We start from the raw sequence: 11,641 nt of genomic DNA, 5'->3' as shown, positions 1-11,641 counted from the left end.
CGTCACCGCCTGCCACGACCTGTCCGACGGCGGCCTGGCCGTGGCCCTGGCCGAAATGGCCGTGGGCGGACGGCTGGGCGCCCGGTGCGACATCGCAGCCGTGCCCGCCGTATGCGACATGACCGCCACGGAACTGCTGTACTCCGAATCGGCCAGCCGCCTGCTGGTCACCGTGAAGCCGGGCAACGCCGCCGCCTTCGAGGCACGCTTTGCCGGGGCCGCCTGCGCCTGCATCGGCGAGGTGACGGCGGACGCGATCCTTGCCGTCACCGCGCAGGGAGCCCCCCTGCTGGCGGAAGGCGTGGAAGGGCTGGCCCGTTCGTTCAAGGCCACCTTCGACTGGTAGCCGGGGGTTGCCCGACGTGTCCTTTTGATCGTTGGGGACCGCCTCTGAGAAACAACAGACTGAAAACACACGCTTCCACCACGGGGCGGGCCGCAAGGCCCGCCCCGTTTGCCTCGCCCGGCCCGTTTGCCAGGTTGGCCTCGCCTGTCTGGTCCGGTCCGCTTCTTTGCCCCGCTGTGTCACCTTGCGTTCAGGGTATGATTTGCTGTGGCGCACGGCAAAAAAGCGTGCCAAGATAATGGCAGCTTCCCACGGCCGCAGCCCGGTCGTAAAGCCGTCCGTGCCAGGAGTCGCCATGCGGCCGCACATGTACTCCATCCGCGTCACTCTGGTCTGGGTCGCCCTTCTGGCGGCACTGCCCTCGTTCGGGGTCATCCTGTATGATTCCCACCGTCTCGCCTCGCAACTGAAGGCCGAGGCGGTGGCCTCGGTCACCCGGGCGGCCAGCAGCATAGCCGCCCTGCAAGACCGCGTGGCCGACGGAGCCCGCCAGACCCTGACCATCCTGGCCGCCCTGCCCGACGTGCGCCGACTGGACCCGGCCGCCTGCGAGTCGGTGTTCCGGGAGGCGCTGGCCGGGAACACCGCCCTGCTGAACCTGCTGGCCCTCGACGCCAACGGCGACCTCGTCGCCTCTGGCCGTCCGCTCCCGCCCGCGCCCGGCCGGGTCCCGTACAATCTCGCGGACCGCCTCTACTTTCGCACGGCGATGCGCGACAAGCGCTTTGCCAGCGGCGAATACGTGGTGGCGCGCACCCTGCACGAGGCCACCTTTCACTTCGCGCTGCCCCTCGTGGACGGCGAGGGCCGGGTGCACGGCGTGCTGGCCGCGCCCATGCGCCTGGACCCCTACGGCGGCCTCTTCGACAAACTGAACCTGCCCCCCGGCTCGGTGCTCAGCGTGACCGACCACCGCGGCATCCGCCTGGCCTACCACCCGCGCAATGACGCCAACCCCGTGGGCAAGCCCATCCGGGCAGAGGTTCTTGATAGCCTGCACGCCATGCCCGACGAGGGGCTGTTCACCCGCGAAAGCTCCGACGGCACGGTGCGGCTGTATGGATTCACCCGCATCCGCCTGTACCCGGAATCCGCACCCTATCTGAATGTGATGGTAGGCATTCCCGAAGAGGCCGTGCTGGCTCCGATGCGCGCAGCCCGCAACCGTGCCCTGCTGCTGCTCGGCGGCGCCATGGCGGTAACCCTGGCCGTGGCTTGGGGCATCGGTGGCAGACTGCTGGCCCGGCCCCTGTCGCACATCGCCGCCACTGCCACCCGTATCGGTGAGGGGCAGTTGGGGGCTCGCACCGGCATCCGCCACGACATGGGCGAAATCGGCCAGCTGGCCTTCAGCGTGGACACCATGGCCGCCATCCTCACCAGCCGCCAGCACGAGCGCGAGGCCTTCACCGCCGAACTGCGCGACAACGAGGCCCGTTACCGCGCCTTGTTCGACAACGCCATGGACGCCATCCTGCTGGCCGACGCGGATACCGGCCTCATCCTGGACGCCAACCGGGCGGCCCAGCAGATATTCGGCTACTCCCGCGATGAACTGGTGGGGATGCACCAGCGCCAGCTGCACCCGGACCGGACGCACCGCAACGGCTTCGGGGGGCGCTTCAACACCCTGCGCGAACAGCCCCAGGAAATGCCTGCGGAAATGCCCATGCGCACCAAGGCGGGCATCGAACGCGACATGCTGGTGAAAGCCAGGGTGATGCGCGTGGGCGACCGCGAGGTGGTCGTGGGCATGTTCCACGACATCACCGAACGCAGGCAGTCGGAACAGCAGCTACGCGAGGTGGAGGCCCGCTTCCGCTCCATCGTCGAAGGCGCGCCGCTTGGCCTCTTGCTGCTCACCCTGGACCAGGCCGAGCACCTGCGCATAGAAGCGGTGAACCCCACGGCCGACACGGCCCTGCTCATCACCGGGCGGGGCATGCTGGGGCGACGGCTGACCGAAGCCCTGCCCGGCATCGCCGCCACCAACCTGCCCACCATCTTCGGCTCCATCGCCGGCAAGGGCGGGGCGTTCAGCGTCACGGCCCATGCCAGCGCCGGATGGCTGCCCGCCGGGTGGGCCTTTGTGGACCTGTGGGTGTTCCGCACCGGCAACCGCCAGATCGCGGTCATGTTCGCCGACGTCACCCAACGCACCCGCGCCGAGGACGAACTGCGCCAGACCAGGGATACGGCGGAAAAGGCCAACCGCTCCAAGTCGGAATTCATCGCGATGATGAGCCACGAGGTACGCACACCCGTCAACGGCATCATGGGCATGCTGCAACTGCTGCGCGGCAACCATCTTTCCGGCGACCAGGAAGACTGCGTGGACACCGCCCTGAGCGCCAGCCGCAACCTGCTGCGCATCCTCGACGACATCCTGGACATCTCGCGCATGGAGGCAGGCGCGCTGCCGCTGGTGGAGGAACCGTTCTCCATGGCCCAGGTGACCGAACCCGTGCATGCCATGCTGGTACCCCAGGCCCGGGCCAAGGGGCTGGGTTTCGAGATACTGGCCGCCCCGGACCTGCCCCCGCTGTTCACGGGCGATGCCGGGCGCATCCGCCAGGTGCTGGTGAATCTGGTGTCCAACGCGGTCAAGTGCACCGACACGGGTGAAGTCCGGGTGGAAATATATCCGCTGTCGCGCTGCGGACAGCCGGAGCGCACCTGCGTCCACGTGGCGGTCATCGATACGGGCATCGGCTTTGCGCCGGAGCGGCTGCGCACCCTGTTCGAAAGCTACGCCACGGGCAACGCGGCCACGGCGCGGCCCGGCGGTACGGGCCTGGGACTGGCCATCGTGCGTCGGCTCACCCTGCTCTTGGGCGGTACCATCTGCGTGGCCACCGGCCCCGGCGAGGGAACCGAATTCCACATCACCCTGCCCCTGCGCGTTGAAGAGGAGCGCCCCGAGGGGCACCGCGCGGTGCGTCGGGCCGCGCCGACAGGCGCAGCATTGGGCACATCGGCGGGCACTGCACCGGACGCCCCACCGCGCGTGGCGATGCCTGCCCCGGAAGCGGGCCGTGGTTCCGACACTCCCCTGGCTTCCTCCCAGGCGGCAACACCCCCGGTGGCGGGCACGGCCAAGGATCAGGCGCCGGATGCCGCCGGAATGCCACCGCGCATTCTGGTGGTGGATGACGACGAGGTGAACCTGATAACCGCGCAGCGACTGCTGACCCGGCTGGGCTACGCGGCAGACCGCGCCGCCTCCGGGCGGCAGGCCCTGGAAATGCTGGCCCGCGACCGTTACGACGCGGTACTCATGGATATCCAGATGCCCGACATGGACGGCATGGAGGTTACCCGGCACATCCGCATGCGCGAGGCCGTGAACCCCGGCACCACCCCGCCGTGGGTGCCTGTGCTGGCACTGACCGCCCACGCCATGCTGGGCGACCGCGAACGGTTCCTGGCGGCGGGCATGAACGATTACCTGGCCAAACCCATCGAAATAGATCAACTGGACGCCCAATTGCGGGCCCTACTGCAAGACCAGTCGAACCGCCCGCCACGCAGCCAGGCATAGCCCCTTTGCAGAACGGGCGGGCTTCTGCCTGCCCCTCTTGCGCCGTGCGCGCCCGTCTCCCGCACCGGCGTTGCGCGCCCTGCAACGTGCCCTGCCAAGCATAATCCAACTGCACGCACAACCTGCATTTTTCCCCGACCCAGCTTGACGCAACCCCGTCCCTTGGGTACAGCGAAAGCAAACAAGAACGGCGTTATACCGAATCTTGTCGGCACGCGGCGGGGGGATGGCCTGAAGTCGGGCAGAGCCCTGCCCCCATGCGCGGCACGCTGCTTCTGCGTCTGCCGCCATCACGCGCGCCGACCACCCATTGGCACGCCGCCCCGGGCACCGGGGCGGGTACCCTGCGTGTTCACGCCACAGGACAAACCGGGGGGGTCGCATGCTGTTCACCCGTTCGCTGGGCGCCAAGGTGCAAATGCTCGTCGTGGGCACCGCGGTCATGGTCTTCGCGGCGTTGTTCCTCACCAACTCCTACTGGCAACGGGAAACCACCCTCCACCTCATCCACGATTCCTCCGCCCGTACCGCCCAGATCCTGCTCGAGGCCATCAACGACCCCATGTCCAAGGGCAACGACGAAGGCACCGAGGAAAAATTCAACGCCATCGCCGCGCGCTACCCCACCGTCAGCGTGCACCTTGCCGACTTTAGGGGCGCCATCACCTATTCCACCCGGCACGAGGCCATCCGCAAGCCCATGAAGGACGTGGTGCGCGACCCGCGCTTTGCCGCGCGCTTCGACACGGCGTTGCAAAAGCCGGTGGACGAGGGGCAACTGCTGGAACTGGGCGGCGTGCCGTACTACACCGAGATCAAGACCATCCCCAATGCGCCGGAATGCCATCACTGCCACGGTGCCAGCCAGCCCATCCTGGGGGCCATGGTCATGCTGCAGGACATCTCCGCCGACGCGGCCCTGCTGCGCAGCCGCCAATGGCAGGGGGGCGCCCTTTCGCTGGCGGGCATGCTGGCCCTTACCGCCGTGCTCTCGCTGTTCATGCGCCGGGCCGTGGTGGGCCGGGTGCGCACCATTGCCCAGGTGAGCAGCGAGATCGAACGCGGCAACTACGCCGTGTCCTTCACCGACGATTCCCGCGACGAGTTGGGCGTGCTGTCCGCCAATCTGGCGGCCATGGTCTCCACCATTCGCAACCAGCTGGAATACAACAAATCCGTACTTGGCGGCATCATCGTGCCGCTGGCGGTCATGGACAAGGCGGGGCGCATCGAATTCGCCAACCAGCCCATGTGCGCCATCCTTGGATCCGCGTGCAAGGACCTGATGGGACTTTCACTGCGCGAGGTGCTGGAAAAGGGCGGGCAGGACTGCACCCTGCAATGCGACCCGGTGGCCCAGGTACTGTCCACCGGCACCAGCACCAGCGGCATGCTGCGCTACGTGCGGCGGGACGGGGTGGGCTTTCCGCTGCACTACGAGGCGTCGCCCCTGCGCGACACCGCCGGACAGGCCGTGGGGGTCATCGCCGTGATGATCGACCTGACCCAGGAGGAAGAGGACAAGGTCCGCATAGAGACCCAGCGCCGCAACCTGCTGGAAGTGGCCGAGGAAGTGACCGGGGTGGCCCGCGCCCTGTCCGATGCCGCCGGTGAACTTTCCGTGCGCATGGGCGAACTGGCCCGCAACGTCGTGGAATCCACCGACGAGACGGCCCAGGTGGCCACGGCCATGGACGAAATGAACGCCACGGTGGTGGAAGTCACCCGCAACGCCTCGGCCACGGCAGAGGCCGCCGACCTTGCCAACCACGAGGCGCAGCAGGGCGGCAGCGAAATGCAGGCCACCGTGGCCGAAACGCGCCAGGTGGCCGAACGGGCCGCCGGGCTGGCGACCTCGCTCAACGATCTGGCGGCGCGGGCCGACAATATCGGCCGGGTCATCGACGTGATCAACGAAATCGCCGACCAGACCAACCTGCTGGCGCTGAACGCCGCCATAGAGGCGGCCCGCGCCGGGGATGCCGGGCGCGGATTTGCCGTGGTGGCCGACGAGGTGCGCAAACTGGCCGAAAAGACCATGACCGCCACCAAGGAAGTGGAGCACGCCATCAAGGACATCCAGACCGGCACGGCCCAGGCCGTGGACGAGATGACCCGCACGCGCGGCCAGGTGGAAGCCACGGCGGACAAGGCCGAAGGCACCGGCGAGACTTTGGGGCGCATCGTGCGGCGGGCCGTGAACATCGCCGACATGGTGCGCAACATCGCCACCGCATCGGAACAGCAATCGGCCACCAGCGACGAGATCAACCGCAACGTCACGCGCATCAACGACCTGTCGCGCGACATCGCCGAGCGCATCCACACGGCGGAGGCCTCCATCAACGAGGTGTCCGGCATGGCCCGGCGGCTGGGCGAACTGGTGGAACGCTTCCGTCAGTAGGGGCCGGACCGCGCCCAGCGCCCCCGCAGGCCCAGGGTGCAGGCGGAATTTCGCGCAGTCTTTCCGCCAGTTCGCGGAGAATGATTGAACAGTCCACCGACCTGATGTATAGGTGGCAATACCGCATGTTCCCTCCGTGCCCTCCTGCGGCACGCCCCAAGCGGGCGCACCCCGCACCGGCGGCCCCGGCCCCCTGCGGGGCGGCACGGGACACCACGGAGCAGGAACGCGCGGGAGCGACGAGACATCCACGGTCACCCCGGACCGCCAGCACGAATGCGGGCACCTGGCACCGCACGAACATCACCGGGCCGATACAGGCCCCCAAGATCCTTCAAGGAGGCATCCCGTGCCGAACATGCTCGAAGTCTACAAATGCGTTCACTGTGGCAACATCGTTGAAGTCATGCACGCCGGCGGCGGCGACCTGGTCTGCTGCGGCGAACCCATGAAGTTCATGAAGGAAGGCACCAGCGACGGCGCCAAGGAAAAGCACGTGCCGGTCATCGAAAAGACCGCCACCGGCTACAAGGTGAAGGTCGGCTCCGTGGCCCACCCCATGGAGGAAACCCACTGGATCGAGTGGATCGAACTCATTGCCGACGGTCGCAGCTACACCAGGTTCCTGAAGCCCGGCGACGCCCCCGAGGCCGAATTCTGCATCCAGGCCACCGAAGTTTCCGCCCGCGAATACTGCAACCTGCACGGCCACTGGAAGGCGTAAGCCAGTCCCCGCGATGCGCCCGGCAGGCACAGTCCCCCGCCGTTCCCGGCGGTCAGCAGCCTGATGTCAGGCAGCGGCGCGCGCTCGCAACGCAACCACCCGACAACGAGGAACGAATCATGAAGAAGTACGTCTGCACCGTTTGCGGTTACGAGTACGATCCCGCCGAAGGCGACCCCGACAACGGCGTGAAGCCCGGCACCGCCTTCGAAGACGTGCCCGCCGACTGGGTGTGCCCCATCTGCGGCGCGCCCAAGTCCGAATTCGAACCCGCCTAGGGAGTTCGAGCTTCCGACCGACAGGGGAGGCCGCGCCGCCGCAGGGTGGCGCGCCTCCCCTTTGCGTCCGCGCCTTCGGGTTTCGCAGAGGCGACACGCCGGCGCCGTCCGCAGCCAGTACAGACGGCTACACGAGCAGGTGCCAGCCCGGCACCCGGATGCCCGCGCGCCAGCCCGCACCACGCATCAGGCATCGCCCCCCTTGCCCCACCCCCGGAATTTACTTACTCCTTTGGTCAGCCCTCTTGCGCATGCTCGCCGGCATGCCGCGCCCCCCGCGCACACCCACCGCACCCGCATCGCGAGGTAGAACATGCACGCCCTTGAAATAAAGAAGGACATCCACTGGGTCGGCGTTGTCGACCACAACAGCCGCGACTTCCACGGCTATTCCCTGTCGCCGCAGGGCACCACGTACAACGCCTACGTGGTCATGGACGAAAAGGTCACCCTGTTCGACACGGTGAAGCACGAATTCCTGCCCACCCTGCTCTGCCGCCTGTCCCAGGTGGTGGCGCCCGAGAAGATCGACTACATCGTCTGCAACCACCTGGAGCCCGACCACGCCGGTGCCCTGGCCGAAATGGTTGCCCGCTGCAAGCCCGAAAAGATCTTCTGCTCGCCCATGGGCCTGAAGGCCATGGAAGCCCACTTCGACATCACCGGCTGGCCCGTGCAGGTGGTCAAGACCGGCGACTCCATCAGCCTCGGCAAGCGCACCGTGACCTTTGTGGAAACGCGCATGCTGCACTGGCCCGACAGCATGGTGTCGTACATTCCCGAAGACAAGCTGCTGATCTGCAACGACGCCTTCGGCCAGAACATCGCCAGCACCGAACGCTACGCCGACGAGATAGACCGATCCGCGCTGCTGCACGCCATGAAGGAGTACTATCACAACATCGTGCTGCCCTTCTCGCCCATCGTGCTGAAGACGCTGGACGCCATCGCCGAGCTGAAGCTGGACATCGACATGCTGGCCCCCGACCACGGGCTGATCTTTCGCGGGTACGACGAAGTGCGGTTCGCCTTCGACACCTATCGCCGCTATGCCGAGCAGAAGCCGCAGAAGCGCGCCGTCATCGTGTTCGACACCATGTGGCACTCCACCGAAAAGATGGCTCACGCCATTGCCGACGGGCTGGAGGCGGGCGGCGTGCCCACCCGCATCATGTGGCTGAAGGCCAACCACCACAGCGCGGTGATGACCGAACTGGCCGACTGCGGCGCGGTGATCGTGGGTTCGCCCACCCATAACAACGGCATCCTGCCCGAAGTGGCCAAGATGCTCACCTACATGAAGGGCCTGCGCCCGCAAAACCGCATCGGCGCGGCGTTCGGCTCGTTCGGCTGGTCCGGCGAATCGGTGAAGGCCATCACCGAATGGCTGGAATCCATGGGCATGGAACTGCCCGCCGAACCGGTGAAGGTGAAGCACGTGCCCACCCACGACACCTACGGAAAGTGCTTCGAACTGGGCAAGGCCGTGGCTGCCGCGCTCACCGCCAAGTGCGGCGGGTAGGGGCTGCCTCCATACTGGAACACACGGGGAAGGGCCGCATGGCCCTTCCCCTTTTTTGCTGGCGCAGCGACAGCTGACAAAAGCAACCCGCCGGGGCGGCTCGTGTCAGTACCCCGTGCCACGGTCACCAAGACGAACGTTTTCGTGCCTCTGTTGCGGCCCCCCCGCCTTTTCGCCACAGTCGGGCCATGGATTTCCTTTCCCCCCTGCTGACGGCGGACACGCTGAAGATCTCCGTCATCCTGCTTACGCTGAAGGTGGCGGGCATTGCCACGGTGGTGTCCTCGGTGCTCGGCATCCTGACGGCGTGGTGCATCGCCCGCCGCCCCTTTCCGGGCCGCACCTGGGTGGACGCCCTGTGCGCCCTGCCGCTGGTGCTGCCGCCCACGGTCATCGGCTACTACCTCATCCTGCTGGTGGGGCGGCGCGGCCTGCTGGGGCCGTGGCTGGCCGAATTCGGCATCAACCTGATGTTCTCGTGGGAGGGCGCGGTGGTGGCGGCCACGGTGGTGGTCTTTCCGCTCATCTACAAATCGGCCCGCGCCGCGCTGGAAGCCGTGGACCACAATCTGGAAAACGCGGCCCGCACCCTGGGCGCATCGGAATGGAAGGTGTTCCTGCGGGTGTCGCTGCCCCTTGCGTGGCGCGGCATACTGGCCGGGGTCATGCTGGCCTTCGCGCGGGGCATGGGCGAATTCGGCGCCACGCTGATGATCGCAGGCAACCTGCCGGGCCGCACCCAAACCCTGTCGCTGGCCATCTATTCCGCCTTTCAGGCCGGAGACGACGCACAGGCGCTGGCGCTGGTCATCGCCACTTCGCTGTTGTGCATGGGCGTGCTGATCCTTGCGGACAAACTGGCCACCGGCGGTCTTTCCTTCGGCAGGGGGGCGTGATGATAGATGTTTCCATCACCCACCGCCTGCCCCCGGCCCGTGGCGCGGGCGGCAAGGGCTTCAAGATCGACGTGTCCTTCGCCACCGAAGACCGCACCCTGGTGCTGTTCGGCCATTCCGGCTCGGGCAAGACCCTGACCCTGCAAGCCATTGCCGGGCTGATGCACCCCCGCGAGGGGCGCATCGTCATCAACGGGGCCACCCTGCTGGACACGGCGGCGGGCATCGACATTCCAGCGCGAGACCGTGGCATCGGCTATGTATTTCAGGACTATGCGCTGTTCCCGCACCTGTCGGTGCGCAAGAACGTGGAATTCGGCCTGGGCGCCGGGCACCGGGCCAGCGTTGCCGGGAATGGAAGCGTCTCCATGGCCGACGGCGCAAGCGGCAAGCAACGCGTGGAAGAACTGCTGGAACTGTTCGAGATAGACCACGTGGCCCACAACCTGCCGGGCAACATTTCCGGCGGGCAGCGCCAGCGCACCGCGCTGGCCCGCGCCCTTGCCACCAACCCGCGCGCGCTTCTGCTGGACGAGCCGTTCTCTGCCCTGGACCCGCTGCTGCGGGTACGTATGCGCAAGGAATTCACCCGGCTGTTCGCGCACTTCGACATACCGGCCATCATCATCACCCACGACCCGGACGACGTGGACGCCTTTGCCGACACCCTGGTGCTGTACGAGGACGGACGCATCCGCCACCGCCTGAACTTCCGCGAGCTTCGCGCACAGGGAAGACCTGCGCTGGGGCTGCTCATGGCCCTGATGAATTAGGTGAAGATGCAGTAAATGATTTGGAAGCATTAGCCGACGCCCGCTTTTTTCCACCCGTGTTTCCTTTCCCGCAGGGCCATGCGCGTCAACATGATCCGGCGGGTATCCATCCGGCGTGCTGCCTTGCACGTCCGGCAGCCACGGGCCATCGGACACCCTTCGTCCATCTGTCCGCCCGTCCGCTCCTCCATCGCGAAAGAGCCGCCGCCCCCTGAGGGTCGGCGACTCTTTCCGCAGGCGGACGTCATGCTCACATGTCATGCCCGCATGTCATGCTCACAAATCCGGGCGTTTTCCGCCGCGCTATTCCACGTTCAGGATTACCGAGAACGCCTTGAACATCACCAGAATGTCCGTGCCCGGCGCAAGGTCCAGGGTCTTCACGCTTTCCACGGTCAGCAGGGCGCACACGGTGGTGCCCTCCGGCAGGTCCACCACCACCTCGGCGGCTATCTCGGAAAGGTTCACCCGCGCCACCTTGCCCGCGTAGCGGTTGCGGGCGCTGGTCTTCAGCCGGTTTTCCTCGCGGGCCAGGATCACCCACGGGGCCTTCACCGTGGCGGTCATCACCCTGCCGGTGCTCACGCCCAGGTTCTGGGCGCTTTCCTCGGTAATTACCGAAACCACCTTCAGCCCGCTGTTGGTGGTCAGTTCCACCTCCACCAGCAGCCCGTCCCTGACGACGGACGTGACCCTGCCGGTGAACGCGTTGCGTGCGCTGGTCCTCATCCGGGTCTCCTTGTTCAGGTAATGATGCACGATACGCCGCACGTCATCGTCTGAAAAGCGCAGGTAGCTGGCCGTCTGGTTCATGCTCTGGTGGCCCAGGATGCCCTGCACGATTTTCAGCGGCACGCCGCCGCGCAACAATTCCACGGCCCGCGAATGCCGGATGACGCGCGGGTTCAGGTATTCCTTGGGGATGGAGCATTCCGCGGCGCGCTCGTAGAACTTGCGGCGCACGTAGCCCTGGTCCATGCGAAAGACGCGCCCGCGCAGGCCGAACATCATGGGGTCGTCCAGCACCCGCTGCACCTCGCGCATGACCGGGCCGGGCAGCTGGATTTCCCGCCCGCCGTGGCCGCGCACGATGACCTGCTGGCGCACCGGGTCGAGGTCGGCGGCGTCGTCCAGGGCCAGCACCTCGCCAAGCCGCA

General features: G+C 67.0%; 9 protein-coding genes. 8 read left to right on the top strand and 1 reads right to left on the bottom strand.

The genetic code is table 11. The annotated features are described in order from the left end of the window. From FVW27_RS19940 to FVW27_RS19905, 8 genes are all read left to right on the top strand, one after another. A partial coding sequence (locus tag FVW27_RS19940) for an AIR synthase-related protein (RefSeq protein WP_243838597.1) occupies positions 1 to 346 on the top strand: 346 nt, incomplete at its 5' end. 295 nt (positions 347 to 641) lie between these two features. Then, positions 642 to 3,887, top strand: a complete 3,246-nt coding sequence (locus tag FVW27_RS19935) for a response regulator (protein WP_167128732.1) — start codon at positions 642 to 644, stop codon at positions 3,885 to 3,887. 382 nt (positions 3,888 to 4,269) lie between these two features. Next, a complete protein-coding gene (locus FVW27_RS19930) occupies positions 4,270 to 6,291 on the top strand; it encodes a methyl-accepting chemotaxis protein (RefSeq protein WP_167128728.1) in 2,022 nt (673 codons plus the stop codon). A gap of 349 nt (positions 6,292 to 6,640) precedes the next feature. After that, complete coding sequence (locus tag FVW27_RS19925; protein WP_015946111.1) at positions 6,641 to 7,015, top strand: desulfoferrodoxin; 375 nt, start codon at positions 6,641 to 6,643, stop codon at positions 7,013 to 7,015. 119 nt (positions 7,016 to 7,134) lie between these two features. Next, positions 7,135 to 7,293 (top strand): rubredoxin, encoded by a 159-nt coding sequence (rd, locus tag FVW27_RS19920; RefSeq protein ID WP_007526280.1) that lies wholly within the window; start codon positions 7,135 to 7,137, stop codon positions 7,291 to 7,293. Between the two features lie 313 nt (positions 7,294 to 7,606). Beyond that, a complete protein-coding gene (locus FVW27_RS19915; protein ID WP_167128725.1) occupies positions 7,607 to 8,815 on the top strand; it encodes an FprA family A-type flavoprotein in 1,209 nt (402 codons plus the stop codon). Positions 8,816 to 9,003: 188 nt separating this feature from the next. Continuing rightward, positions 9,004 to 9,711 carry a molybdate ABC transporter permease subunit gene (gene modB / locus FVW27_RS19910; protein WP_167128722.1) on the top strand — a complete coding sequence of 236 codons (708 nt, stop codon included), beginning with the start codon at positions 9,004 to 9,006 and terminating at the stop codon, positions 9,709 to 9,711. Further along, the gene (locus tag FVW27_RS19905; RefSeq protein ID WP_167128719.1) at positions 9,711 to 10,484 is read left to right on the top strand and encodes a sulfate/molybdate ABC transporter ATP-binding protein; all 774 of its coding nucleotides are present in this window, start codon (positions 9,711 to 9,713) and stop codon (positions 10,482 to 10,484) included. Before modB ends, FVW27_RS19905 begins: the two co-directional genes overlap by 1 nt. A gap of 303 nt (positions 10,485 to 10,787) precedes the next feature. Here the strand turns inward: FVW27_RS19905 and FVW27_RS19900 are convergent. After that, on the bottom strand, positions 10,788 to 11,641 hold an 854-nt coding region (locus FVW27_RS19900; RefSeq protein WP_167128716.1), incomplete at its 5' end, for a TOBE domain-containing protein.

It is taken from the genome of Nitratidesulfovibrio liaohensis (assembly GCF_011682075.1).
Lineage (GTDB): Bacteria > Desulfobacterota > Desulfovibrionia > Desulfovibrionales > Desulfovibrionaceae > Cupidesulfovibrio > Cupidesulfovibrio liaohensis.
The sequence above is the reverse complement of the archived record's forward strand: the minus strand, read 5'-3'. Positions and strand labels throughout refer to the sequence as shown.

Coding starts and splice junctions, on each gene's coding strand:
- modB (WP_167128722.1), top strand. CDS start 9,004: ATGGATTTCCTTTCCCCCCTGCTGACGGCGGACACGCTGAAGATCTCC.
- FVW27_RS19905 (WP_167128719.1), top strand. CDS start 9,711: ATGATAGATGTTTCCATCACCCACCGCCTGCCCCCGGCCCGTGGCGCG.
- FVW27_RS19935 (WP_167128732.1), top strand. CDS start 642: ATGCGGCCGCACATGTACTCCATCCGCGTCACTCTGGTCTGGGTCGCC.
- FVW27_RS19915 (WP_167128725.1), top strand. CDS start 7,607: ATGCACGCCCTTGAAATAAAGAAGGACATCCACTGGGTCGGCGTTGTC.
- rd (WP_007526280.1), top strand. CDS start 7,135: ATGAAGAAGTACGTCTGCACCGTTTGCGGTTACGAGTACGATCCCGCC.
- FVW27_RS19930 (WP_167128728.1), top strand. CDS start 4,270: ATGCTGTTCACCCGTTCGCTGGGCGCCAAGGTGCAAATGCTCGTCGTG.